Origin of the sequence: Arthrobacter sp. FB24 (assembly GCF_000196235.1) — a bacterium.
Taxonomy (GTDB): Bacteria; Actinomycetota; Actinomycetes; order Actinomycetales; family Micrococcaceae; genus Arthrobacter.
This window is the reverse complement of sequence record NC_008541.1, coordinates 303,173-326,889: the sequence shown is the minus strand read 5'-3', so window position 1 is coordinate 326,889 and position 23,717 is coordinate 303,173. Positions and strand designations below refer to the sequence as shown.

Genomic DNA, 23,717 nt, shown 5'->3' with positions numbered 1-23,717 from the left:
CCACTCACCCTTAACACTAAGCCACCTTGCTACATCACCCAGGATTCGGCCACCGCAATATAGGCGGACGACGACGGCCCCCGCGGTCCGGGATACACCGACGGTGCGCCCGGCCATTCCACCCCGAACTCCGACAGCCGTCCCGTGCTGCAGGGCAGGTACACGTTGCTCAGGGCTGCGCTGTTTCCGCCGAGCTGGAATTCGGGCGCCAGGAACTGGCGGCGGTCCAGGACGCCGCTGATCTCCAGCTCCGCCTTGCCCCCGACGGCCCGGAAGCCGCGTTCGAGGTCGAGCTCGACGTCGAAATCGTCCTGGGTGTGGGTGATTTCAGCCAGCGGAAACCGGGCTGCCTCGGGAAAGTAGCGGGTCAGTTCATTGGCCAGGGTTTCGGCGAAGTAGCCGTTGGAGCCGTAGCTGCGCCAGCCCTGGCGGGTGGCGACCAGCAGGGCGTTTCCCGTGCCCCATCTGGACCACTCGGCCATCCAGAAGGAGGCGAAGCAGCTGGCGGGTTCGCCGGGGATGTGGACGCCGTCGCGGTCCACCGGATGCAGTGCCAGTCCCGGGTTGCTGCCGATGAATGCCATGCTGCGGCGCCATGAGCCTGCCGGACTGTTCCCCATGGGTTGAGCCTAACGGGGCAGTGGCGGAAATGGTTGCCGGCAGGCGCGGCGGCGCGGCTGGAGGAGCACGCCTAGACTGTCCATATGCCCACCCCCAGAGCCCTCAGGCCCTTTGCGCACCGGGAGTACCGGGTGCTGATCGCGGCGCTGGCCGTCTCGATTTTCGGCTCCGGCATGTGGGCCGTGGCCATGGTCTACCAGGTGATCCACCTGGGCGGCGGTCCGCTTCAGCTGTCCCTCGTTGCCACCGCCGGCAGCGTGGGACTGGTGGCGTTCGTCCTGGCCGGCGGGATCGCGGCCGACCGGGTGCCTCAGCGCCTCCTGATCATCGCGGTGGAGGGCACCAACCTCGCCGTGATCGCCGCCATCAGCGGACTGGCGCTGGCGGGCTGGCTGCAGCTGTGGCACCTTGCCGTGGGCGCCTTTGTCCTGGGTGTGGGGGCGGCGTTCTTCTTCCCGGCTTATTCGGCAATCCTGCCCAGGATCCTGCCGGCCGAGGACCTGCTGGCGGCCAACGGCATGGAGGGGACCATGCGCCCCATCCTGCAACAGGCGGCCGGCCCCGCCGTCGCCGGCATCCTGGTGGCAGCCTTGTCCCCCTCGCACGCCGTCACGGGCGTGGCGGCATGCCACCTGCTTGCCTTCATCATCCTCAACTTCCTCGGCCAGCACGCCCTCGAAGCGCCCGGCACCGAAGGCACGGGCGGCGGCCCCGCGGGTGGCACGGGCGGCGGCCCCGCGGCGGAACGGGGCAAAACGTCCTTCTTCCATGACCTCCGCGAAGGTGTCAGCTACACTCTCCGGACGCCCTGGCTGTTGTGGACGCTGGTCTGGGCCTGCATCTCGGTGCTGTTCCTGATCGGACCCATCGAGGTGCTGCTGCCGTTCGTTGTCCGTGACCAGCTCGGCGGCGATTCGCGCATGTTCGGTTTCCTGCTGGCGGTGATGGGCGTCGGCGGGGCTGCCGCTTCGCTGGCCACGGCGTCCTTCGCGCTGCCGCGCCGCTACCTCACGGTGATGATGGTTTCGTGGGGTGCCGGCAGCCTTCCGCTCGCGGCCGTCGGAATCATGGACAGCTTCTGGATGGTTGCTGCGGCGCTCTTCGTGTTCGGCGCAACCGGAGGCATCGGCATGGTCATCTGGGGTACGCTCCTGCAACGCCGCGTTCCCCCGCACCTGCTGGGCCGGGTCTCCAGCCTGGATTTCTTTGTATCGCTGGCACTCATGCCCGTCTCCATGGCGCTGGCGGGTCCCGTGGCAGAGGTGGTGCCCACGTGGGTGATCTTCCTGGTGGCCGGCGGCGTGTGCCCCGTCATGGCCGTAGTGGCAATGGTGGTGGCCCGGATGCCGGCAGACGAGCTGGCCCACCCGCTGGACCGCAGTGCCGGGGACCGGGAGTCGGCGGACAGCCCCTAGGCCACGTTCCCCGCGCCGCGCGTTCCCAGTCCGCTGCGGGGCGCCGTCCGGGGAGCCGCCGTCAGCGCCTTCCGGAGGGCCAGGAAAAGCAGCACCAGGCCGGCGGACAGCAGGATGTGTCCGGTTCCGGCAATCCCGGCGAGGGCTTTGGAACCGGCGTCCGCGCCGGCGGCAACGAGCGACCCCTTGACCAGCATCATTCCGCCGGTCACCACCACGCCGGCGTTCCAGGTCCGGAAGAACCAGGCCGACAGCTTCGGCGCGGCAGCGGAGAGGCCGAAGATCTTCTCCAGCATCAGCACCATCAGCAAAACGACGAAGCCCAGCACCAGCCAGTGCGTGTGCACCAGGCCCAGCTGGGACTCCCCGGTAAAGCCGTAGGCCTTGGTGAACTCACGGTAGTAGAGGCCGGAGAGGACACCGGCGATGGCATAGGCAAAAGAGGCATGGAAGAGTTTTTTCACGTCTCCAGTCTTTCGCCGAAGCACGACGGCGGGATCAACCGTTCGGTTGATCCCGCCGGACCGTTCGGACTACTGCCCGTTGGGACCACTGCCCGCTGGGAGCACTGCCGCCTAGCTGCGTGCGCGCACTATCGGGATGGACGCCGTCGGAAGTCCGCTCGGGAAGATAGTGGGCTCCGGCGCGCCGACAGGGGCCAGCGGCACCCGGGTAACGTCGTTGCCCACGGTGAGCAGCTCGCCGCGGACGTCAACCTCCAGCGGCTCGCCGTCCCGGATGCTGAGGCCGATGGATTCCTGGCCAAGCTCCACGAAGAGCAGGCGGCCCCGCACCTTGAGGTGGAAGGTGAGGCCCTCCCATTCGGACGGCAGCCGCGGGTCGAAGAACGGAACCTCCCCCTGGTCGCGCAGGCCGGCGAAGCCGCTGACCAGCGAGCTCCAGACACCGCCGGTGGAGGCGATGTGCACGCCGTCGATCGTGTTGCCGTGGGTGTCGTCAAGGTCGATGTACAGCGCGTGGGTGAAGTGGTCCAGCGCGGCTTTCCCGTAGCCCACCTCGGCGGCCATGATCCCCTGGACGCAGGCGGACAGGGTGGAGTCGCCGGTGGTGATTGGATCGTAGAAGTCGAACGCCCGGCGCTTTTCCTCGGCCGTGAAGTCCTGCCATTGCAGGAACATCGCCAGCACGGTGTCCGCCTGCTTGAGGACCTGGTGGCGGTAGATCACCAGGGGGTGGAAGTTCAGCAGCAGCGGGTACTTGGACCGGGGCGTGCTCCAGTCCCACGGCTCCAGGGTCATGAAGTCGTTGTCCTGCGAATACACCTCGAGGTCTTCGTCGTAGGGCAGCTGCATCCGAATGGCGGCCTGCTCCCAGAGTTCGCGTTCGGCGTCGTCGATTTCCGGGTGGTCCAGGGCCGCCGCGGTGCGCAGGTTGAACCGCGCCATGACGTTTGTGTAGAGGTTGTCGTTCACCACTGCCGTGTACTCGTCCGGGCCCGTAACGCCGTGGATGTGGAACAGTCCGTCCTTGCCGAAGAAGCCGAGGGACACCCACATCCGGGCGGTTTCGATCAGCAGCTCAGCGCCCATCCCCTGCTTGAAGTCCGCATCGCCGCTGGCCCACACGTACCTGTTGGTGGCGAACGCGATGGCGGCGGCAATATGGAACTGGGCCGTTCCGGCGGCGTAGTACGCGCTGGCTTCGAGCCCGTTGATGGTGCGCCACGGGAAGAGTGCGCCGTCCACGCTCAGTTCCTTGGCGCGGACCTTCGCGTCCGGCAGCATCTCGTGCCGGAACTCCAGGACCTGGCGCGCGTTGTCCGGGTTGGTGTACGTCAGGTACGGCAGCAGGTACACCTCCTGGTCCCAGAAGTAGTGACCCTCGTAGCCGGAGCCGCTGACACCCTTCGCCGGGATCCCGGCAACGTCCGCTCGGGCGGTGGCCTGGGCCAGCTGGAAGAGGTTCCAGCGGATGGCCTGCTGCAGTTCAGGCTGGCCACCCACCACAATGTCCGTGGTGGCCCAGTAGTCCCGGTAGTGCGCCTCGCTTTCGGCGAAGATCGCGCTGACGGGCTGCAGGGCGCCCTCCGCTGCCTCGGACGGGTCCTGCGGGGAACCGCCGTCCACGGCTCCTTCGCGGAAGGCCCGCGCCACGGCGTAGCTGGCGCTCTTTTCGAGGCGGAACGGCTGGTCCGCACCCACGGCGAGGACGTACCGGACGCTGCTGTCGTCCTGGTCCACCAGGGTCTCGAACGGCTGGACGTCGGCCGACGTCCAGTGGTCCACGGCCAGGCCGACACGCTGCCGGGAGTCGGCTGCCTCCCAGGACAGGCGCAGCGAGCCGTCCCCGCCGTCGAGCCGTACCGGCAGCAGGACGCGGCCGGCGTGCCGTCCGGCGCGGCGCGGATCGTGCGTGGAGTGGTCTTCCACGGGCTGGTCCTGGCGGTTGATCACGGAGGATGTCACGTCCGCATAGACGTCCCGGTCCGCAGCAACTTCGAGGCTGATGCCCAGGGCGCCGCGGGTCTGGTAGCCCACTGCCCGTCGCTCGGTGGTGGTGACGGTGGCGCCGGAACGGCACTGCCAGGTGATCCGGCATTCGTAGATGCCGGTGGCGAAGTCAACGGAGCGGCGGTAGTCCAGCACCGTTGATTCGCTGAGGGTGAGCGTCTCGCCGTCGATGATTACCGTGAAGTTGTTGACATCCGGGATGTAGAGGATCCGCTGGCCCGTGCGGGCGAAGCCGTAGGCGTTCTCTGCGTGCTTGATGTCCCAGGTTTCGTGGAAGCCGTTGATGAAGCTGCCGGGCAGGTCAGCGTCGGCGGAGGCCCAGTGGGCGCCGCGGATGCCAAGATGGCCGTTGCCCAGGCTGAAGAGGGTTTCCAGGGTTCCGGCGTTTCCGGACAGGTGGACGGTCTCCACGAGCTGCCAGGGGTCGTTCGGGAAACGAGCACGGTCAGAGGTGATGAGTGCCATGGCTGTTGGGGTTCCTTTTGGCGTTGGTGCAGGTTGGGGGGGCGTGTTGTCGGTCTAGAGGAGTTCGTTCAGGTCCTCAACCACCAGAGTGGCGCCGGCGTCCAGGAGCGTCTGCCGGCCGGCTCCGCGGTCCACTCCAATCACCGAATGGAAGGTGCCGGCGTTCCCGGCCTGAACGCCGGACACGGCGTCTTCGACCACCACGCACTCCTCGCTGGGGAGGTTCAGCAGTTGCGCCGCGTGTTCGTACGTGGCCGGGCTGGGCTTCCCGGGCAGCCCCGCGGCAGCGGCGGCGACGCCGTCCACCACCACCGGGAAGTGGTGCGCCAGTCCCGCTGCCTGCAGTACGGCCGGCGCATTCCGGGAGGAAGAGACGACGGCGACCTTGAGTCCCAGTGAGAGCACGGCTTCCAGGAAGCGCACGGAGCCTTCGTAGGGTGCTACGCCGCCGGCTTCAACGATGTCGTTGAAGACCTTGTTCTTGCGGTTGCCGAGGCCGTGGACGGTGTCATTGGCAGGATCGTCGTCCGCCGGGCCTTCGGGCAGCACGATGCTGCGCGAGGCGAGGAAGTCCCGGACGCCGTCGAACCGGGGCTTGCCGTCAATGTGGTCGAAGTAGTCGCTTTCGCGGTAGGCGTCCGCTTCGGGAACGTCCTGCAGGTAGCCGTCGAACAGTTCCTGCCAGGCGCGTTCGTGGACGATCGCCGTGGGCGTGAGTACGCCGTCGAGGTCGAAGAGGATGGCGGACGCGCCGGACCAGCTTGAGGTGGTGCTGTTACCGGTGGTGCTGTTGGAAAGCTCAGTCATGCGGTACTCGGTGTCCTTTCAGACGGCGGCAGGGGAAGTGCATGGATACTGCAGGTTTGGTGCGGACCGGAACCATCGGGTCCTGGGGCCGGGCCGGCGGAGTCGGGCGTCGGCGGCCGAAGCTGGCGTTTAGCGCTCAGCGTTTGCACTGACCGTTTTCACTCAACGTTTCCGTCGTGCGGTTTTGCGTTCGATCAGTTTGGTATCCAGCACGTGGCTGGCGGGGGCACTCAGCGGCCCCGGACGTTGGAGTCCTTCGATCAGCAGGTTGGCGGCGAAGGCGCCCTGATCGGCTACCGGCTGGGCGATTGTGCTCAGTCCAAGGAACCAACTCATCTGATGATCGTCTATCCCTATGATGGACACGTTTTTCGGCGCTGACAAACCGAGCTCGCGCAGGGCCATGAGGGCACCGAAGGCCGTTTCGTCGCAGCCGGCGAAGATCGCGGAGGTCATCCTGCGGTTTTCGATGAGCTCGGTCATTGCCCGGCGGCCGCCTTCGATGCTCGAACCGGCGTCCATGACCAGATCCGGGTCCACGGTTAAGTGGTGCTCGGCAAGCGCCCGCTGGAAACCTCTCAGCCGGTCCGTGGCCGTGGCAACGGTGCGTTCCCCCGGTTCGCGCCCGGAGAGAATGGCAAGGTCCCAGTGCCCCAGGCCGAGCAGGTGGTTGGTCGCTTTCCATGCCGCGTCCTCGTTGTCGATTCCCACGTTGTCCCATGGGACGTTGTGCATGCCCACGCTCGCAACCGCCAGGCCGGAGGACGCCAGGGCGTCGATTTCATTGTCGCTCAGGGCGATGTTGAGCAGCAGGACGCCGTCCACGCGCTGCGCCAGGGCATCCAGGTCGCCGAAAACCTTGCGGTGGACGCTGGGTGTGTTGCGCAGGCTGATGAGCACAGTGTCGAAGCCGCTGTCGGCGAACACTTCCTCGGCCGCCTCCACGGCCTGGGCGAAGAACCACGCCGTGGCAGTGGGCGCGATGATGGCCACGGACCCTGTGGTGCCCCCGGCAAGGCGCGACGCCGCCGAGGATGCTTTGTAACCGAGTTTGGTGGCGGCGTCCGCCACCTTCACGTGGGCCGTTTCCGAAACGTTGGGCAGCCCCCGGAGCGCCCGGGAAACGGTGCAGATGGACAAGCCCGACAGTGCGGCTACGTCCTGGATGGTCACGCGCGGTGCTCTAGCCATGCGACACGGGCTCAGCCCTTTCTTCTCCTGAAGTCCTGGGCCCGGTACATGGCCGAAGAAGAGTGTAAGCGCTTACAAATTTAGCGCGCAACTGGTTTTTTTCATGAGTGCGGATTGTTGCGGATTTACCCCAAACAACAGGGGCGCTGTTTTGCTCCTCAGCGCAGGACGTAGTGGCGCAGGAAGGCGCTCACGTCCACCATTTCCGCCTTGGAAATCGTGTGGCCCATTCCCGGGTAGGTCCGGGCGGTCAGCTGGGTATTCCGGTGGAGCCATTCCGCGGTGTGCTCCACGGCGGCGTCGTTGATCACCAGGTCGGCCTTGTCCCGGCCCCAAAAGAACGGCGGCTTGGCGTCGAACGATTCACTCATGGCCAGCAGTTCGTTGTCCAGGACGAATCCGGACAACCCCACCACGGCCCGGAAGTCCTGCGGCCGCAGCCGCAGCAGCGTGCTGGCCATGGCCATGCCCTGCGAGAAGCCCAGCAGGCTCACGCTGCTGTGCTGCGCCTTGACTGAATTGATCCAGTCGAACACCTTGTTGCTGACGGAAATGACGTCAGCGAAGTCATGGGTAAGGAAATAGTCCAGCAGGAACCAGCCGTAGTCGTCGCCGATCACCTTGGGCGCGCGCAGCGCCGCGCAGGTAAACTCGGGCGGCAGCTGGCCAAAGAGGTCCGACATGCGCACCTCGTCCGTTCCGTAGCCGTGCATCATGACCAGCAGCGGCGTGCCGGCGCGCTGGTTCTCCGGCCTGGACCATACGACTGTCTCCATCGCATCAGCCTAACTTTCCGGGGAGGCGGTCTCAGCCCGCAGTGATCACCAGTGAGGCGCTGTGGCCGCCGAAACCGAATGCATTGGAAATGCCAGCCTTAGCCGCGAGTCCCCGGGTTGTCTCCGAAACGATGTTGAGGTGGATGTCCGGGTCTGTGTTGTCGAGGTTGAGGGTGCCCGGAATGGCGCCCGTGCGGAGAGCCTGGATGGTGACGATTGCACCGAGCGCGCCGGCCCCGCCCAGCAGGTGCCCGGTGAGGGATTTTGTGGAGGTAACCGGAACCGAATGTCCGACGACGGCGCCGATGGCTTCCGCTTCGAGGCGGTCCCCCACCGGCGTGGAGGTCGCGTGGGCATGCACGAAGCCGATGTCCTCTCCGGTGAGGCCGGCAGCGGCCATGGCCTTCTGCAGGACGCGGCGCTGCATGGCGGGGTCCGCGGCAACAATATCCACGGCGTCGGAGGTGACGGCGCTGCCTGCGATGACCCCAAGCACCTCGGCTCCGCGGGCGCGGGCGTGGTCTTCGCGTTCCAGGACCACGATCCCGGCACCCTCGGCCATCACAAAGCCGTCCCGGTCCCGGTCAAAGGGCCGGGAGGCCGCCTGCGGGCTGTCGTTGCGGGTGGAGAGCGCCCTGATCTGCGAGAACCCGCTGATGGTCAGGCCGTTGATGCAGGAGTCCACCCCGCCGGCGATAACCACGTCGGCGGCGCCGCTCCGGATCATGTCGGCCGCCTGCGAGATCGCCTCAGCGCCGGAGGCGCAGGCGCTGACCGGAGTCCGTGCCCCGCCGCGGGCTCCCAAGTCGATGGAGACCCAGGCCGCGGGCCCGTTGACCATAATCCGGGTAAGGGTGTGCGGGGAGACCCTGCGCGGCCCCTTGACGTCCAGGGTCCGGGTCTGTTCCAGGGTGGTGTCCAGTCCTCCGTAGCCGGAGCCGATGACCACGGCGAGCCGCTCCGGGTCGGTCCCGGGCCGGCCGGCGTGCGACCAGGCTTCGCGGGCGGCGATGAGTGCCAGGTGGCCGCAGCGGTCCATCCTCTTGTATTCCAGGGTGGAGAGCAGCGACGGGACATCGGCCGTAACGCGTCCTGCGATGCGCACCGGCAGTCCGGCGGACCACTCCTCGTCGAGGGGTACGATCCCGGAGCGCCCGGCCAGGAGCGCGTCCCATGTTTCGCCGGCAGTTGAGCCGACGGGAGTCACGGCTCCCAGGCCGGTGACTACAACCGCGGGGAATGGTTCTGACATGGGTAACACTGCTCCTGGGACTTGGTGACGCCGGATCCGTTGACGCTTCGCGCTGTTCATCGCGGATGCATTCCCCGGCTGGCACGGGAATGCGTGCGCAATCCACAGTACGCGGGGCACACCGCCGGCCGCCGGTGTTACCTCGGGGCGACCATCAACCGCACCGGCCGCCACCATCAGTTCGAAGTCGGCGCCCTCCGCGGATGGGTGCATTGCGTGCGCAGAACCGCGCAGAATAACGACTCGGACACAGCCCCGGCGCGCGGCGTCCGCTTCATTGAAACGGCCGGGGGTGGCCTGTAGCGTGTCGCTAGACAGCATGCTGATCAAGTTTTTGCCCGCAAGTCCCCTGGACAGCTAGGAGCAAGTCATGAGAATCGGTTCTTCCATTTTTCTAATCGCCATTGGTGCCATCTTGGCGTGGGCCATCACGCCTGGCCTGATCCCGAACGTGGACCAGACCCTGATTGGCTACATCCTGATGGCGGTGGGCGTGATCGGCCTGATCGCATCACTGGTCCTTGCCTCGCCGGGGCGCACCCGCCGGGTGAGTGAAACCCGGTCAGTGGTGGACCCGAACACCGGGGAGCGCATTGTCCGCAACGAGAGCCGGGACGGCGGCATCTAGCCATGATCCTCCGGCCGCCGGTGTCAACGGACAGTCGCCCCGGTCGCCAGCGCAACGCATTGAGAACATCCCGGAAGCCGGGCCAGACCACCACGGTCGGGCCCGGCTTCCGGCGTTACGGGACGACCAGCATCTTTGTTCCTGTTGTTTTCATTGACAAACCAACAAGAACAAAGATAAAGTCAAGCAATTCAACATCATGTGATGGCAGTCACTGAGGCTTATCACTGACGCCAGTCACAGGGGCTTCGTCCCTGCAGGACCCGCACTATTTACGCAATGGAGGGTAAGTGTTCGCCGAGGAGCGCCAGCAGCTGATCGCAGGTCTAGTCGCCGAGAGCGGCCGTGCCAGCGTGACCGCCCTTGCCGAACGTTTCAACATCACCACCGAAACCGTCCGGCGCGACCTCGCCGCCCTGGAATCGGCCGGCACCGTCCGCCGGGTCCATGGCGGCGCCGTCGCCCCGGACCGCATCAGCACCACCGAGGAAAGCATCCTCGAGCGGACCATCCAGCGGCAGCCGGAGAAACTGCGCATCGCCGAAGCCGCCCTGGCTTTCATCCCGCAAAGCCCGGCCGGCAGCATCCTTGTGGACGCAGGCTCCACCACGGAAGCCCTGGCAGACCTGATCGCCCTGCGCCTGGCCGACCCCTCCGCTTCCCCGTCCGCCGGCTCGGAGAACGAACTGGTGGTCATCACCCACGCGATCCCCATCGCCGCGAAACTGGCCGGCGAGCCAGGCATCGCCCTCCACCTCCTGGGCGGCAGGGTCCGCGGCCTCACCCAGGCTGCGGTGGGGCAGTCCACTGTGGACGCAGCCCACCGGATCCGCCCGGACATCGCCTTCATCGGCGCCAACGGAATCCACTCGGCCTTCGGGCTGAGCACGCCCGATCCTGAAGAAGCCGCCGTCAAGGCTGCCTTCGTCCAATCGGCACGCCGCATTGTGGTGCTGGCCGATTCGTCCAAGCTGGATGCGGAAACGCTGGTCCAGTTCGCCTCGTTGAAAGATCTGGACACCTTGATTACAGACAGTGAACCCAGCCCGGAACTAGCAGCGGCGCTTGCTGACGCCGGCGTTGACGTGGTGGTCGCATGATTGTCACCCTCACCGCCAACCCCAGCCTCGACCGCACCGTGGCCCTCCCCTCGCCCCTGCTGCGCGGGGAAGTGCAGCGGGCAATCTCCGTCAGCCAGGAGTCAGGCGGCAAGGGCGTCAACGTCTCCCGGGCCCTGGTTGCTTCCGGACTGGAAACCGTGGCCGTCCTGCCGGGCGGCGACTCCGATCCCGTGCTGGCGGGGCTTCGTGACAGCGGAGTCCCCTTCGCCGCCCTTGCCATCCACGAACCGCTGCGCACCAACGTGGCGTTGACGGAACCGGACGGGGTCACCACCAAGATCAACGAACCCGGCCCGGTACTGAGCGAAGAGCAGCAGGAAGCCCTGATCGGGCTACTGCTGGAGCGTTCCCGCGGTGCCAGCTGGGTTGTCCTCGCCGGTTCGCTCCCACCCGGAGTTCCGGCGGACTTCTATGCCACCGTCACCCGGCGGCTACGCTCCACACACGCCGGCAACGGCACCCCACAGTCGACACCGCGCATCGCCGTCGACTCGTCCGGCGCTCCCCTCGCCGCCGCCCTCTCGGGTGGCGCGTCAGGCATGCCGGACCTCCTCAAGCCCAACGCCGAAGAACTGGCTGAACTGGCTGCCGCAGCCGGTTTCGCCACGGCGTCCACCGCTGACGAACTGGAAGCGGATCCGGAGGCTGCCGCGGCAGCCGCCGCCGCCGTCGTGCGTTCCGGTGTAGGTGCCGTGCTCGCAACGCTCGGTTCCAAGGGTGCGGTACTTGTGACGTCCGACGGCGCGTGGCTGGCCACGCACCCGCCGGTCAAAGCGGTCAGCACGGTCGGCGCGGGAGATTCCTCCCTTGCCGGCTACCTGCTCGCCTCCAGCCTGGGCGCCGCCCCGGCCGACTGCCTCCGTCAGGCGGTGGCACATGGTGCCGCTGCCGCCTCCCTGCCGGGCTCCACAGTTCCGGCGGTCCACCAAACCACCCCTGATGCCGTAACCATCACGGCCCTCCGGAAGGACTGACAGTGACTCAGCTCATTACTACTGATCTGGTCGAGCTAGACCAGAACCTGGGCAACTCGCCCGAGGACGTGATCCGCCATCTGGCCGGCAGGGTTGCCGCCACAGGACGCGCCACCGAGGCGGAAGGCCTCTTCACGGACGCCTTTGCCCGGGAGTCCAAAACCGCCACCGGCGTTCCTGGCGGAATTGCCATTCCGCACTGCCGCTCCACTGCGGTGACGGTGCCCACCCTGGCCATGGCCCGGCTCTCGCAGCCTGTGGACTTCGGCGCCAAGGACGGCCCGGCGGACCTCATCTTCTTCATCGCAGCCCCTGAGGGTGCGGACCAGGAGCATTTGAAGCTCCTGTCCAAGCTGGCCCGCTCGCTGATCAAGAAGGACTTCACCGCGGCGCTCCGCGCAGCCACCACGCAGGCCGACATTGTTGAACTGGTGGAAGGAGCCCTGGCCGACAAGCCCGCGGCCGCCGCAGAACCCGCAACAGCAAGCGCGGCAGCCGGGGCAAGCGCAGCCGCAGCACCGTCCGCCGGTGCCGCCACCGGTTCCCGGTCCGGGGGTCCCAAGCGCCTCGTGGCCGTGACGGCCTGCCCCACGGGCATCGCCCACACCTACATGGCCGCCGACTCCCTCGTCGCAGCAGCCAAGGAAGTCGGTGTGGACCTGCAGGTGGAAACCCAGGGTTCCTCCGGAGCCAAGCCGCTGGACCCCGCCGTCATCGCGGCCGCCGACGCCGTGATTTTCGCGGTGGACGTGGACGTCCGCGGCAAGGAGCGCTTCGCCGGCATGCCGGTCATCAACGCTCCGGTCAAGCGCGGCATTGACGAGCCGGACAAAATGGTCCAGGAGGCACTGGCCGCCGCGGACAACCCCAACGCCCGCCGGGTCCCGCACTACGGCGCCGAGGAGCAGGCTGAAGCCGAGGCCACCGAAAAGGGCGAGCACATCGGCCAGAAGCTGAAGAAGGCGCTCCTCACCGGTGTCAGCTACATGATCCCGTTTGTGGCCGGCGGCGGTCTCCTGATCGCCCTGGGCTTCCTGATGGGCGGCTACCTGATTACCCAGTTCGCGGACGCCATCGTGGTGGACAACAGCATCTTCAACCTGCCCACCGAATACCCTGAGAACGCCTGGGGCCCGCTCGGCGCCTACCTCGGTGCCGTGCTCTTCAAGATCGGCGCCCTGTCCCTCGGCTTCCTGGTCCCCGCATTGGCCGGCTACATCGCCTACGGCATCGCCGACCGCCCGGGCATCGCACCGGGCTTCGTGGCAGGCGCCGTCGCAGGGTTCATGGGTGCAGGCTTCCTCGGCGGCATCGTGGGCGGCCTGCTGGCCGGCTACATCGCCCATTCCATCGGCAAGATCCAGGTGGCCCGCTGGCTGCGCGGCCTGATGCCCGTGGTGATCATTCCGCTGGTGGCCTCCCTCGTGGCTTCCGGCCTGATGTTCCTGATCCTGGGCGCCCCGATCGTAGCCATCACCAAGGGCCTGAACGGTTGGCTCTCCGGACTCACCGGTGCCAGCGCCATCGCGCTGGGCGTCATCCTGGGCCTCATGATGTGCTTCGACCTCGGCGGCCCGGTCAACAAGGTTGCCTACTCGTTCGCCGTCGCCGGCCTGGGTGCCGCAACCCTGGACAACCAGGCACCGTGGCAGATCATGGCAGCCGTCATGGCCTCGGGCATGGTTCCGCCGCTGGCCATGGCCCTCGCTTCCACCGTCCTGGACAAGAAGCGTTTCAGCCTGGCCGAGCGTGAAAACGGCAAGGCCGCCTGGCTGCTGGGAGCGTCCTTCATCTCCGAAGGCGCCATCCCGTTCGCCGCGGCCGATCCGCTCCGCGTCATCCCCGCCAGCATGCTCGGCGGCGCAGTCACCGGTGCCATCTCCATGGCAGCGGGCGTAGGCTCGAAGGCCCCGCACGGAGGCATCTTCGTCTTCTTCGCAATCGACAACTTCGTGATGTTCGTCGTCTCGATCCTTGTCGGCACCGTCGTCACCGCCCTGGCAGTGATCGCCCTCAAGCGCTGGGCCGTCCGCAAGTCCGTTGATACCGTGGAGCCGGTTCCAGTAACTGTCTGACCCGGTTCGGTATTCTGACCAACCACCTGTCTCGACCTGATATCCAAGGAGCACACATGTTCGAACGCACCGCCACCATCGCCAGCCGCGTGGGCCTGCACGCCCGCCCCGCCGCCATCTTTGCCGAGGCAGCCGGCGAGTACCCGCACGAGATCACCATTGCCCGCCAGGGTGAGCCGGCCGACGAAGCCATGGACGCCGCCAGCATCCTGTCCCTCATGAGCCTGGGCGCCTCGCACGGCGACGTTGTGGTCCTCCGCGCCGAAGGCGACGGCGCCGACACCGCCCTGGAGCACCTGGTCCAGATCCTGGAGACCGATCACGACGCCGAGTAGCGGCACGGCGGGCTAGTACAGCCCGCCTCCGGTACGGCAGTCAGCGGCCGGCCCGTGCGCCACCTCCCTTGTACGGGCAGGCGGCGCACGGGCCGGCCGCTGCTTTTAACCCGGGGCTTGTAGCTCCCGGACTCTGGCTCACGGACATTTAACTAAGCAGCCTTAGTAAGTCCTTGTGTTTGCCTGACGGCCCGATTAGCGTGGCATTGTGGCGACACGCCGATCAACACACCCGCAATCGGGGGCAGTCCCCGGCGGAAAGAGGATGAGACAGTGGCTACCCTGCAGGAAACCATCGAGGTGGATGTTCCCGTGTCCACCGCCTATAACCAATGGACGCAGTTCGAGTCATTCCCGGAGTTCATGCGGGGCGTGGAGTCCGTCGAACAGATCGACGAGACATCCCTGCGTTTCCGGACGGACATCGCTGGAGTCAGGCGCGAATACGGCGCGCAGATCACCGAGCAGCTGCCGGACCGGCGCATCTCCTGGGTCAGCACGGACAAGCCGCGCAACGCCGGCGAGGTCTCCTTCGAGCCCCTCGGGCCGGAACGGACCCGGGTCACCGTAGCGTTGGAATGGGAACCGGAGGGACTGCTGGAGAAAGCCGGCTCGGCGGTGGGCGCGGACACCCACCAGATCAGCGCCGACCTCAAGCGGTTCAAGCAGTTCATCGAATCTCGCGGGATTGAGACAGGCGCCTGGCGTTCTGCCGTGGACAACGGAGAAGTCGAGGAAACCGACGAAGAGGCAGGCTTCGCGGCCAACGCCCCGGCGCACCACGGTCACGAGTCCGCCGCCCACGCATCCCACCCGCAGCCGCCGCACACGCCTGCGCCTTCGCCGCAGCGTCCGGCAGGGGTGGACCCTTTCATTGACGACGCTGAACCATGGGATCCGAGCTGACCATGCCTGAGAAAAAGAACCCCGGCCTGAAGGATCCTGAGCTGTACGAAGAGCTTCGGGAAGACGGCGCCTCGAAGCAGAAGGCGGCCCGCATTTCCAACGCCGCCGCCAATAAGGGACGCTCCGCAGTAGGCCGCAAGGGCGGCAAGAGCGGCGACTATGAAGACTGGACGGTGGCTCAACTCAAAGCGCGCGCCAAGGAAATAGGGCTGACGGGTTACTCCCGCAAGAAGAAAAGCGAGCTCATCTCTGCGCTTAGAAACTCCTGAGCGCGGCTGCCATGGGTTACCGCACTTCAGGCCCCTTTTCGCCGGCTCTTGGCCGGTTCCTTGGCGGCCGGCTCCGCTGCAGCTGCCTTGGCGGCGGTCTTGGCGGGAGCCTTGGAAGCGGTTGTCTTGGAAGCCGTTGTCTTGGAAGCGGTCGAACGGGCCGCCGTCGTCTTGGCACCCGCGCCTTTCGACGCTGCCGACCTGCCCGAGGCAGAAGAACGGGAGGCCTTCGCGGGAGCCTTCCCGGCGTCGTCGGCCTGTGCCGCGTCGGCACTCCCGCCGCCCCGCTTCTTTTCCAGGCTTCGCTTGAGGGCTTCCATCAGGTCGATCACTTCGCCGCTGCCCGCTTCGGCAGCCTCTGCCCCGAACGTCTGTTCCGTGTCCAGGGACTCGCCCTGCTCGATCTTGGCGTCAATGAGCTTGCGGAGCTGCACCTGGTAGTCATCCGTGAACTGGCCGGGCTCAAAATCCCCGGCCATGGAGTCAACCAGGGCCGCGGACATCTCCCGCTCCTGGGCGGAGATCCGCACGGTGGTTTCCAAGGCGGGGAAAGCTGGCTCCCTGACCTCGTCCGCCCACAGCAGCGATTGCAGCACCAGGACGTCGTCTTTGATCCGCAAAGCGCCGAGCCGGGTCTTCTCCCGGAGCGCGAACTGGACCACGGCCACACGGTCCGTGTCCTCCAGTGCCCGGCGGAGGAGGACGTACGCCTTGGGGGACTTCGAATCCGGTTCCAGGTAGTAGCTCTTCTCGAACATCATGGGATCGAGCTGCTCGGACGGAACAAACTGAACCACTTCGATCTCGTGGCTGCTCTCCGCCGGGATGGACTTGAGCTCGTCACGGGTGAGGATCACCGTGCGGCCGTCCTCTTCGTAGGCCTTGTCGATGTCCGCGTAATCCACGATCTCGCCGCAGACTTCACAGCGGCGCTGGTAACGGATGCGCCCGCCGTCAGCGCCGTGGACCTGGTGGAGCCCGATGTCGTGGTCTTCGGTGGCGCTGTAGACCTTGACCGGCACGTTGACCAGCCCAAATGCGATAGCGCCTTTCCAGATGGCTCTCATGGATCAAGTGAACATCAGAGTTGCCCGGAGGTGAAGGCCTTTGGCCGGCAGTAGGGAACGTGTCCGGATCCAGGGCCGCGAACTGGTGGTCACCAACCTGGACAAGGTGATGTACCCGGAGACCGGCACCACCAAGGCGGACGTCCTGGCGTACTACACCGCCGTAGCGCCGGTTCTTGTCCCCGCCGCGGTGAACCGGCCCGCCACCCGCAAGCGCTGGGTCAACGGGGTGGGCACCGCGGAGGCACCGGGCGAAATGTTTTTCCAGAAGAACCTGGAGGACTCCACGCCCGGCTGGATTCCGCGAGCCTCGATCCGGCACAAGGAGCGCACCAATCAGTACCCGCTGGTCAACGACGCCGCCACCCTGATCTGGCTGGCCCAGATGGGTTCGCTGGAAATCCACGTCCCGCAGTGGCGCGTGGACCCGCACGGCAATCCCATGAACCCGGACCGGCTGGTGCTGGACCTTGACCCCGGCGAGGGCGCCGGGCTGGCCGAGTGCGCCGAAGTGGCACGGTTGGCCCGCGCCATCCTGAGGGACGTTGGCCTGGATCCTATCCCGGTGACCAGCGGCAGCAAGGGCGTCCACCTCTACGCCGGCCTCGACGGCACACAGAGCTCGGACCAGATCTCCGAGTTCGCCCACGAACTTGCCCGCGCCCTGGAATCGGACCACCCGGACCTGGCTGTCAGCGACATGAAGAAGACCCTCCGCACAGGCAAGGTTCTGGTGGACTGGAGCCAGAACAACGCGGCGAAGACCACTATCGTCCCGTACTCCCTTCGCGGCCGGCTCCGCCCCACTGTGGCGGCCCCCAGGACGTGGCGTGAGTTGGCCTCCCCCAAGCTGAAGCAACTGGACTACCGGGAGGTCATGCGGCGGGTCAAGGACGGCAAGGATCCGTTCGCGCCGGTCTCCGCGGGCGGCAGCCACGTGCGGGGCCATCCCGGCGGCGGGGGCTCCGCCGCCGGGCCCCGCGACAGTACAACTGCCGACGGCGGCAGCACGGACCCGAGGCTGGAAAAGTACCGCTCCATGCGGGATCCGGAAGGGACCCCCGAACCGTTCAGCGCCGACCGTCACGGGGCTGACCCCAACGCCGGCACCATCAGGGAGCGGTTTGTGATCCAGGAGCACCACGCCAGCCGGCTGCATTACGACTTCCGGCTGGAGCGGGACGGCGTGCTGGTGTCCTGGGCGCTTCCGAAAGGCGTACCAACCTCAGGGACGCAGAACCACCTTGCAGTCCAGACCGAAGACCACCCCATGGACTACCTCGATTTCGAGGGCACCATCCCCAAAGGCCAGTACGGCGCAGGGAACGTCACCATCTGGGACCACGGCTACTACGAATGCGACAAATGGATCGCAGGCAAGGAAGTCATCGCAACCCTCACGGGGGCGGACGGCGGCGGCCTTGGCGGGACCCGGAAGTTCGCACTGATCCGGACCAGCCGGGACAGCGACACCTCGAAATCGCCGGAGCAGGCCCAGTGGCTCATCCATCTGATGGACCGCAAAGGGCACGCGCCGGCAGCCACAGGCACTCCCCCGGCCACAGGTGGCCCCGCAGAGGCAGCGAAGCAGGACGAGCCGCCGCCGGACCTCTCGCCGGCGCCGGATTTCCTGCCAATGATGGCCAGCGCCGGGACCCCGGCCGACCTCCGCGGCTTGGACTGGCAGTTCGAACTGAAATGGGACGGTATCCGTGCGCTCATCATCGGCGACGCCGACCGGATCCGGCTCATCAGCCGTAACGGCAATGACATGACCGCAAGCTACCCGGAACTGACGGACCGCAGCTGCTGGCCGGAGCAGAGCTTCACCGCCGACGGCGAGATCGTCGCCGTCGGACCTTCCGGGCGGCCCGATTTCGGGCTGCTACAGACGCGGATGAAACTGACCAAAGCGGCCGACGTCGCCAAAGCGCGGGCAGCGACTCCGGTCCGGCTCATGGTGTTCGACCTGCTGTCCGACGCAGGCGAGGACCTCCGCAGGATGCCCCTCCGGAGGCGCCGGGCACGTTTGGAGCAGTTGGATTGGCCGGACGGCTGCCCCGTGCACCTGTCCGAAGTCCTGGACCACGAGGTGGAGCACATCCTCGAGAGCGCCAGGGAACTTGGCCTCGAAGGAATCATGGCCAAGCGCCTTGACGGCCGATATGTAAGCGGCGAGCGCAGCAGGTCCTGGCTGAAGCTGAAGTTCGAGCGCACCCAGGAAGTGGTGGTGGGCGGCTGGCGCCCCGGCAAGGGGTCCAGGCAAGGCTCCGTGGGGTCATTGCTGGTGGGCATCCCCGATGGCGCCAAGCTGCGGTACGTGGGACGCGTGGGCAGCGGATTCAGCGACCGGGAACTGAAGGAACTGCGGCTGCAGGTGGACACGCTGTCCAGGAAGACCTCACCCTTCACCGAAGTTCCCGCTGCCGACGCCTCCGATGCCCACTGGGTGGCTCCCGGACTGGTGGGCGAAGTTACCTTCGGGGAATGGACCGGCGGCGGGAAACTAAGGCACCCGGTATGGCGCGGCTGGCGCCTGGACAAGAACGCCGACGACGTCGTGGCGGAATCCGGATGATGCCTCATCGCGTGACGGCACGGAAATGCCCCGGCGCCCGCCTTGTTGCAGGCGGGCACCGGGGCATTGGCGGGTCCGTAGCACCGTAAGCCGGCGCGCTCGGGGCCCCTAGTCGTGGTGCGGAATCTGCGGCCGGCTGGTCCGGTGGATAGCACCCACCGCAGTCTCGTGTTCGCGGCCGTGCAGCGTGCCGCGGTCTTTGGGGTGCTTGTGTTTCCCGCTGCCGTCCGGCCACTTGGGCCCGTTTTCCGACGCAGGGGCGGCGACGGGCTCAGTCTCCGGCGCGGGTACCTCGTCCATGGATTCCGTCAGGTGACTGGCGAGTTCCGGCTCCAGCTGTTCCCCAGGATTCTTCTCACCCATTTGTGCTCTTCCTTTCCGCATTGAAATGAAGTGTCCACCAATAGTAGGACTGCAGGTACTCCTTGTCTGCAGGCCCTACCAGCGGACTTTTTTCTGGGCAGGGCCTTGCTTGCCGCTTGCCTGCGTGGGCTTGTGGCCGTGCGAGACGCTCTGCGAACCTGCGCCGCCGCGGGACTTGCTTGCCAGCATTTCCCGCTGGGCGTCAGTCAGCCGCGATTTGATGCCCTGGCCGGCATCCGGCGCTCCGGCATCCCGGGCTTCGGCCTCGGGCACGTCGGGGCTCGGGCCTGGTGTCTGTTCGGCGTTCCGGGTGGTGTCTTTGTCAGTCACGGATGTTCTCCTTGGGGTGCGGAATCGGGTGGCGGTAATGAGCTGCGGACGCACACGCTGCAAGATCGCGGTGGAGAAGTCACGACGACGAGAGCCGGCCGGAGGATCAACACGGAAGTACGCCTCCCATGGGTCAACCTTAGGCAGTAATCCGGCCGGTTGGGAACCCCCGGATCGGACTGCCTCGGGCGCCGGCGCGAAGCGGTGTCCGGGCCCGTGCACCGGCCGGTTTTGGGTCCGTTTGGGCCCATTCCAGCCACTCGACCGAAAAAGCTTTGGCCACAGTAGGTCACATCGCAGGATTCCCAATGCTGGCGCGGTGAAACGGCGCAAAACAATTTCTCTTTTTGCACCGTCTCGGCCCTGGAAACAGGGGATCATACGCCACTGAACTCGGAAACTCCATGGAATTCGCGTAAAATTGAAAGCCTGCCCGGAGCGGGGCAGCTACAAGTCGCAAGCAAATGACCTCCACGGGAGAAGCCCAAATGCCCAAAGACCGAAGCATGACCGACTCTTCAGCAGGCGTGAACAACGCCCGCGGAACCGACAATATTTTGCCTGAGGGCGTTGCGCCCCAGGGCGCCAAGAAGCCGAGGCTGCTGCCTCGCCGCAGGCTCAAAGTCTCCGACGTCAACGTCGTCAACAAGCCGATGCTCAAAAAAGCACTCGGCGGAACCATCGTGGGTAACACCATGGAGTGGTACGACGTCGGCGTGTTCGGCTACCTGATCACCACCATGGGTCCGGTGTTCCTGCCGGAGTCCGACCCGTCCACGCAGACGCTGTTCCTGCTGGGCACGTTTGCCGCCACATTCATCGCCCGTCCTCTTGGCGGCGTGATCTTCGGCTGGTTCGGTGACAAGGTTGGCCGCCAGAAGGTCCTGGCAGCAACCCTGATGCTGATGGCGGCCAGTACGTTCGCCATCGGCCTTCTCCCCGGCTACGCCCAGATCGGTTTGTGGGCGGCCGGATTGCTGGTGCTGCTGAAAATCGTGCAGGGCTTCTCCACCGGCGGCGAGTACGCCGGAGCCACCACCTTCGTGAGCGAGTACGCTCCGGACAAGCGCCGCGGCTTCTTCGCCAGCTTCCTTGACCTGGGAAGCTACCTCGGCTTTGCAATCGGTGCCGCCCTCGTTTCAGCCCTGCAGCTGACCATGGGCCAGGCTGCGATGGAAGAGTGGGGCTGGCGCATCCCGTTCCTGCTCGCCGGTCCCCTGGGCCTCATCGCGGTCTACTTCCGGAGCAAGATCGAGGAATCCCCGCAGTTCCAGGCCACCCTGGACGCGCAGGAAGAACTCAGCAAGGACGCTGCCAAGTCCTCCGACGCTGCTTCCAAGAGCCCGGTGGGCGTTGTCAAGGCCAACTGGCGGCCCATTATTGTGGCCATGATCCTTGTGGCTGCGGCCAACACCGCCGGCTACGCGCTGACCTCCTACATGCCGACGTACCTCACGGATGCCAAGGGTTACGACCCTGTCCACGGCACGCTGCTGACCATCCCGGTGTTGGTCGTCATGAGCCTGTGCATTCCGCTGACTGGAAAGCTTTCGGACCGCATCGGACGCCGCCCGGTCCTGTGGATCGGTGCCGTGAGCACCATCGTGCTGGCCACCCCCGCCTTCCTGCTCATTGGCGTTGGCGAGATCTGGTCGACCCTGGCCGGCCTGGCACTGATCGCCTTCCCCGTCACGTTCTATGTGGCCAACCTGGCCTCGGCCCTGCCCGCGCAGTTCCCGACGGCCAGCCGGTACAGCGCCATGGGTATCGCCTACAACTTCTCGGTAGCGATTTTCGGCGGCACCACGCCTTTCATCGTGGCGGCGCTGATCAAGGCGACCGGCAACGACATGATGCCCGCGTACTACCTGATGGCTACATCAGCCGTTGGCGCAGTGGCCATCTACTTCCTGAAGGAATCCGCCAACCGTCCGCTGCCCGGCTCCATGCCTAGCGTGGACACCCAGGCGGAGGCCCACGAGCTGGTGGCCACCCAGGACGAGAACCCCCTGATCGACCTGGACGACATGCCGTTTGAGGATGAGCTGCGGGAAACCGAAAAGGTTCCTGCGAGGGCCTGACCTCGTAGTCAGTCGCCCCGCCCGACGAGGCCTGCTTTGCATGATGTTCCTTTGTGACAGCCGTGCAAAGCAGGCCTCCCGCGCGTCTGGCAGACTTTTTTGCGGAAGAGCGCACCGAACGAACGCACGAAAGACCGGAGGTACCCATGGCCCGCACCCTCAGGCGGCATCTCCGCGACCTGCACAGCCTCGGTCCGGCCAATAGTGATCACCTGTCCGCCCTCCGCGTTGCCGTGAGCGTGGCAGTGCCCTCGCTGGTCCTGCTGGTATTCGGGCGGCCGGAGCTGATCATCTATGCCGTGTTCGGCGCCCTGACCGGAATGTACGGGCGTTCGGAGCCGCACCAGCTCCGCCTCCGGCACCAGGCCCAGGCCGCACTGGTCCTGGTGAGCGGGGTTGGCGTTGGCATCTTCCTGTCCGTCAACCACCTGCATTCATGGTGGCTCGTGGGGGTGGAAGCGGTCCTGGCCGGCGTCGGTTCGGTTTTCTCAGACAGAGTGAACCTGAAGCCCAACGGCCCCTTCTTCGGCATCCTTGCGCTGGGTGCGTGCGCCTCAGTGCCCACAACGGTTCCCTGGTTTGCGGCGCTCCTCATCGCCGCCGCCTCCGCGTCGTTTTCAATCCTCATCGGCTTTGGCGGCTGGGTGCGGGGCCGGAGGTGGCAGCCGGGAGCGGCCCGGGCCGCGGCACCCCTGCGGGGAGTGCGGCGCTACGCTGCGATGATCCACGCTGCGCGGTATGTGCTGGCGGTCGGAACTGCCGGCGCCATCGGAGTACTCAGCGGCAGCGGCCACCCGCACTGGGCCATGGCCGCCGCAGCTGTTCCCCTCGCCGGAGCCGACCTGCCCAGCAGCGTGCACCGCGGCCTCCACCGCATGATGGGGACGTTCCTCGGACTGGTGGTGGTCGCCGTCGTACTTCTTCCAGAGCCGTGGGCGCCGCTGACGCTCTTTCCGGGGGCGGAAGCGGCAGTGCTGGCCTTCCTGGTCATCATCTTCCAGTTCACGACTGAACTTTTCATGACGCGGCACTACGGCCTGGCCATGGTGTCCTTCACGCCTGTGATCCTGCTGATGACACAGCTTGCAGCCCCGGCCGACCCCTACGTCCTCATCACGGAACGTGCCGTGGAAACGGTCGTGGGGGCGGTGATCGGCATCCTGGTCATCGTGCTGGTCCGGCGCCGCCGCCGGACAAGCTAATCGCAGCAGCTACTTCGCGGGCCTGCGCGGGGGCCCGGACGTGAAGCGGGCGGGCAGCATCCTTGAGGCGGCGGCGACGATCTTGTACCGCCTGGTGGGGATGGAAACCGCACGGCCGCGGTCATTGTCCGCAAGTCCTTCCCGGACCACGCGGTCAGCGTGCAGCCACAGCCAGCGCGGGGCCACGGTCTTGTCCATGCCCATGCGGTCGTGGAATTCGGTGTGGGTGAATCCCGGGCACACCGCGGTCACCTTCACACCGCTGCCGGCATATGCCAGGTTGGCCCAGCGGCTGAAGGTCACCTGCCACGCTTTCGCGGCCGAGTAGCTCCCCCGGTTGGCGAAGGCGGCAACGCTGGCCACATTGATGATCCTTCCCGAACCCCGCGCCAGCATGCCCTGCAGCGCTGCGTGGCACAGTTCCATGGGCGTCTGGACATGCAGCCTGAGGTGCCGCCGTTCCTCGTCCAGGCTGTTCTTGTCGAAGGGCTTCAGCAACCCGATCCCCGCGTTGTTGACCAGGATTTCCACCGGCCGTGCGGGGTCGGAGAGGCGTTCGACGACGGCGGCCACCCCGGCGTCGTCCGTCAGGTCCGCGGACAGCACCTCCGCGGTGATGCTGTAGTTGTTTTCCAGTTCATGCGCCGCGGCCCGCAGCCGCTCAGCGTCCCGCGCGACCAGGACCATGTGGTGGCCCTGCTCGGCGAGCTGGCGGGCAAACTCTGCGCCTAGGCCCGCGGTGGCGCCGGTGATCAGGGCTGTGGTTCCGGGAACTTGTTCCGTCATGGCA

Annotated in this window: 22 protein-coding genes; 11 read left to right on the top strand and 11 right to left on the bottom strand. The window is 66.5% G+C overall.

The genetic code is table 11. From position 1 onward, the window contains the following. Positions 1-29: 29 nt before the first annotated feature. On the bottom strand, positions 30-620 hold the full coding sequence (locus ARTH_RS01590; RefSeq protein WP_011690182.1) for a hypothetical protein: 591 nt from the start codon (positions 618-620) through the stop codon (positions 30-32). 84 nt (positions 621-704) lie between these two features. Between ARTH_RS01590 and ARTH_RS01585 the strand changes: the two genes are divergently transcribed. Continuing rightward, positions 705-2,036 (top strand): MFS transporter, encoded by a 1,332-nt coding sequence (locus tag ARTH_RS01585; protein WP_011690181.1) that lies wholly within the window; start codon positions 705-707, stop codon positions 2,034-2,036. On the opposite strand, the gene ARTH_RS01580 is transcribed toward ARTH_RS01585, so the two are convergent. The 6 genes from ARTH_RS01580 to ARTH_RS01555 form a co-directional block, all read right to left on the bottom strand. After that, complete coding sequence (locus ARTH_RS01580; RefSeq protein WP_043429248.1) at positions 2,033-2,500, bottom strand: DUF2871 domain-containing protein; 468 nt, start codon at positions 2,498-2,500, stop codon at positions 2,033-2,035. The genes ARTH_RS01585 and ARTH_RS01580 overlap by 4 nt on opposite strands. Positions 2,501-2,611: 111 nt before the next feature. After that, positions 2,612-4,972, bottom strand: a complete 2,361-nt coding sequence (locus ARTH_RS01575; RefSeq protein ID WP_011690179.1) for a glycoside hydrolase family 65 protein — start codon at positions 4,970-4,972, stop codon at positions 2,612-2,614. 54 nt (positions 4,973-5,026) lie between these two features. Then, complete coding sequence (locus tag ARTH_RS01570) at positions 5,027-5,779, bottom strand: HAD family hydrolase (RefSeq protein WP_011690178.1); 753 nt, start codon at positions 5,777-5,779, stop codon at positions 5,027-5,029. 162 nt (positions 5,780-5,941) lie between these two features. Continuing rightward, positions 5,942-6,952, bottom strand: coding sequence for a LacI family DNA-binding transcriptional regulator (locus ARTH_RS01565; RefSeq protein WP_232223570.1), 1,011 nt, complete (start codon positions 6,950-6,952; stop codon positions 5,942-5,944). Between the two features lie 176 nt (positions 6,953-7,128). After that, complete coding sequence (locus ARTH_RS01560; protein WP_011690176.1) at positions 7,129-7,746, bottom strand: alpha/beta hydrolase; 618 nt, start codon at positions 7,744-7,746, stop codon at positions 7,129-7,131. Between the two features lie 31 nt (positions 7,747-7,777). Beyond that, positions 7,778-8,998, bottom strand: coding sequence for a beta-ketoacyl-[acyl-carrier-protein] synthase family protein (locus ARTH_RS01555; protein WP_011690175.1), 1,221 nt, complete (start codon positions 8,996-8,998; stop codon positions 7,778-7,780). 370 nt (positions 8,999-9,368) lie between these two features. Here ARTH_RS01555 and ARTH_RS01545 point away from each other — a divergent pair, with 370 nt between their 5' ends. The 7 genes from ARTH_RS01545 to ARTH_RS01515 all read left to right on the top strand — a co-directional run bounded on the left by ARTH_RS01545 (position 9,369) and on the right by ARTH_RS01515 (position 15,306). After that, positions 9,369-9,626: a DUF6458 family protein gene (locus tag ARTH_RS01545; protein WP_011690173.1), complete on the top strand. Its 258-nt coding sequence runs from the start codon at positions 9,369-9,371 to the stop codon at positions 9,624-9,626. Positions 9,627-9,916: 290 nt separating this feature from the next. Next, the gene (locus tag ARTH_RS01540) at positions 9,917-10,726 is read left to right on the top strand and encodes a DeoR/GlpR family DNA-binding transcription regulator (protein WP_011690172.1); all 810 of its coding nucleotides are present in this window, start codon (positions 9,917-9,919) and stop codon (positions 10,724-10,726) included. After that, a complete protein-coding gene (locus ARTH_RS01535) occupies positions 10,723-11,721 on the top strand; it encodes a 1-phosphofructokinase family hexose kinase (protein ID WP_011690171.1) in 999 nt (332 codons plus the stop codon). The genes ARTH_RS01540 and ARTH_RS01535 overlap by 4 nt, the downstream gene beginning before the upstream one ends. 2 nt (positions 11,722-11,723) lie before the next feature. Beyond that, positions 11,724-13,796, top strand: coding sequence for a PTS fructose transporter subunit IIABC (locus tag ARTH_RS01530; RefSeq protein WP_011690170.1), 2,073 nt, complete (start codon positions 11,724-11,726; stop codon positions 13,794-13,796). A gap of 56 nt (positions 13,797-13,852) precedes the next feature. Further along, the gene (locus ARTH_RS01525; protein ID WP_011690169.1) at positions 13,853-14,131 is read left to right on the top strand and encodes an HPr family phosphocarrier protein; all 279 of its coding nucleotides are present in this window, start codon (positions 13,853-13,855) and stop codon (positions 14,129-14,131) included. Between the two features lie 273 nt (positions 14,132-14,404). Continuing rightward, positions 14,405-15,037 carry an SRPBCC family protein gene (locus ARTH_RS01520; RefSeq protein ID WP_011690168.1) on the top strand — a complete coding sequence of 211 codons (633 nt, stop codon included), beginning with the start codon at positions 14,405-14,407 and terminating at the stop codon, positions 15,035-15,037. Positions 15,038-15,039: 2 nt separating this feature from the next. Further along, positions 15,040-15,306 carry a DUF7218 family protein gene (locus tag ARTH_RS01515; RefSeq protein WP_011690167.1) on the top strand — a complete coding sequence of 89 codons (267 nt, stop codon included), beginning with the start codon at positions 15,040-15,042 and terminating at the stop codon, positions 15,304-15,306. Positions 15,307-15,332: 26 nt separating this feature from the next. Here the strand turns inward: ARTH_RS01515 and ku are convergent, their stop codons facing one another. Beyond that, positions 15,333-16,373 carry a non-homologous end joining protein Ku gene (gene ku, locus ARTH_RS01510; protein WP_011690166.1) on the bottom strand — a complete coding sequence of 347 codons (1,041 nt, stop codon included), beginning with the start codon at positions 16,371-16,373 and terminating at the stop codon, positions 15,333-15,335. 40 nt (positions 16,374-16,413) lie between these two features. On the opposite strand from ku, the gene ARTH_RS01505 reads away from it, so the two are divergent. Continuing rightward, complete coding sequence (locus tag ARTH_RS01505; RefSeq protein ID WP_011690165.1) at positions 16,414-18,951, top strand: ATP-dependent DNA ligase; 2,538 nt, start codon at positions 16,414-16,416, stop codon at positions 18,949-18,951. Between the two features lie 108 nt (positions 18,952-19,059). On the opposite strand, the gene ARTH_RS01500 is transcribed toward ARTH_RS01505, so the two are convergent. Together ARTH_RS01500 and ARTH_RS01495 are read right to left on the bottom strand one after the other, a co-directional pair. Beyond that, positions 19,060-19,314 (bottom strand): hypothetical protein, encoded by a 255-nt coding sequence (locus tag ARTH_RS01500; protein WP_043429240.1) that lies wholly within the window; start codon positions 19,312-19,314, stop codon positions 19,060-19,062. Positions 19,315-19,389: 75 nt separating this feature from the next. Continuing rightward, a complete protein-coding gene (locus tag ARTH_RS01495) occupies positions 19,390-19,644 on the bottom strand; it encodes a hypothetical protein (protein WP_011690163.1) in 255 nt (84 codons plus the stop codon). A gap of 488 nt (positions 19,645-20,132) precedes the next feature. Here ARTH_RS01495 and ARTH_RS01490 point away from each other — a divergent pair, with 488 nt between their 5' ends. Next, the gene (locus tag ARTH_RS01490; RefSeq protein WP_011690162.1) at positions 20,133-21,725 is read left to right on the top strand and encodes an MFS transporter; all 1,593 of its coding nucleotides are present in this window, start codon (positions 20,133-20,135) and stop codon (positions 21,723-21,725) included. A 146-nt stretch (positions 21,726-21,871) separates the two neighbouring features. After that, a complete protein-coding gene (locus ARTH_RS01485; protein WP_011690161.1) occupies positions 21,872-22,927 on the top strand; it encodes an FUSC family protein in 1,056 nt (351 codons plus the stop codon). A gap of 9 nt (positions 22,928-22,936) precedes the next feature. On the opposite strand, the gene ARTH_RS01480 is transcribed toward ARTH_RS01485, so the two are convergent. Further along, positions 22,937-23,713 carry an SDR family NAD(P)-dependent oxidoreductase gene (locus ARTH_RS01480; RefSeq protein ID WP_011690160.1) on the bottom strand — a complete coding sequence of 259 codons (777 nt, stop codon included), beginning with the start codon at positions 23,711-23,713 and terminating at the stop codon, positions 22,937-22,939. Positions 23,714-23,717: the final 4 nt, after the last annotated feature.

What these genes read in the sequence shown, in the direction of transcription:
- ARTH_RS01590 (WP_011690182.1), bottom strand. Translation starts at nt 620, where the DNA reads ATGGGGAACAGTCCGGCAGGCTCATGGCGCCGCAGCATGGCATTCATC.
- ARTH_RS01585 (WP_011690181.1), top strand. Translation starts at nt 705, where the DNA reads ATGCCCACCCCCAGAGCCCTCAGGCCCTTTGCGCACCGGGAGTACCGG.
- ARTH_RS01575 (WP_011690179.1), bottom strand. Translation starts at nt 4,972, where the DNA reads ATGGCACTCATCACCTCTGACCGTGCTCGTTTCCCGAACGACCCCTGG.
- ARTH_RS01570 (WP_011690178.1), bottom strand. Translation starts at nt 5,779, where the DNA reads ATGACTGAGCTTTCCAACAGCACCACCGGTAACAGCACCACCTCAAGC.
- ARTH_RS01560 (WP_011690176.1), bottom strand. Translation starts at nt 7,746, where the DNA reads ATGGAGACAGTCGTATGGTCCAGGCCGGAGAACCAGCGCGCCGGCACG.
- ARTH_RS01555 (WP_011690175.1), bottom strand. Translation starts at nt 8,998, where the DNA reads ATGTCAGAACCATTCCCCGCGGTTGTAGTCACCGGCCTGGGAGCCGTG.
- ARTH_RS01545 (WP_011690173.1), top strand. Translation starts at nt 9,369, where the DNA reads ATGAGAATCGGTTCTTCCATTTTTCTAATCGCCATTGGTGCCATCTTG.
- ARTH_RS01535 (WP_011690171.1), top strand. Translation starts at nt 10,723, where the DNA reads ATGATTGTCACCCTCACCGCCAACCCCAGCCTCGACCGCACCGTGGCC.
- ARTH_RS01525 (WP_011690169.1), top strand. Translation starts at nt 13,853, where the DNA reads ATGTTCGAACGCACCGCCACCATCGCCAGCCGCGTGGGCCTGCACGCC.
- ARTH_RS01515 (WP_011690167.1), top strand. Translation starts at nt 15,040, where the DNA reads ATGCCTGAGAAAAAGAACCCCGGCCTGAAGGATCCTGAGCTGTACGAA.
- ku (WP_011690166.1), bottom strand. Translation starts at nt 16,373, where the DNA reads ATGAGAGCCATCTGGAAAGGCGCTATCGCATTTGGGCTGGTCAACGTG.
- ARTH_RS01500 (WP_043429240.1), bottom strand. Translation starts at nt 19,314, where the DNA reads ATGGGTGAGAAGAATCCTGGGGAACAGCTGGAGCCGGAACTCGCCAGT.
- ARTH_RS01490 (WP_011690162.1), top strand. Translation starts at nt 20,133, where the DNA reads ATGCCCAAAGACCGAAGCATGACCGACTCTTCAGCAGGCGTGAACAAC.
- ARTH_RS01485 (WP_011690161.1), top strand. Translation starts at nt 21,872, where the DNA reads ATGGCCCGCACCCTCAGGCGGCATCTCCGCGACCTGCACAGCCTCGGT.
- ARTH_RS01480 (WP_011690160.1), bottom strand. Translation starts at nt 23,713, where the DNA reads ATGACGGAACAAGTTCCCGGAACCACAGCCCTGATCACCGGCGCCACC.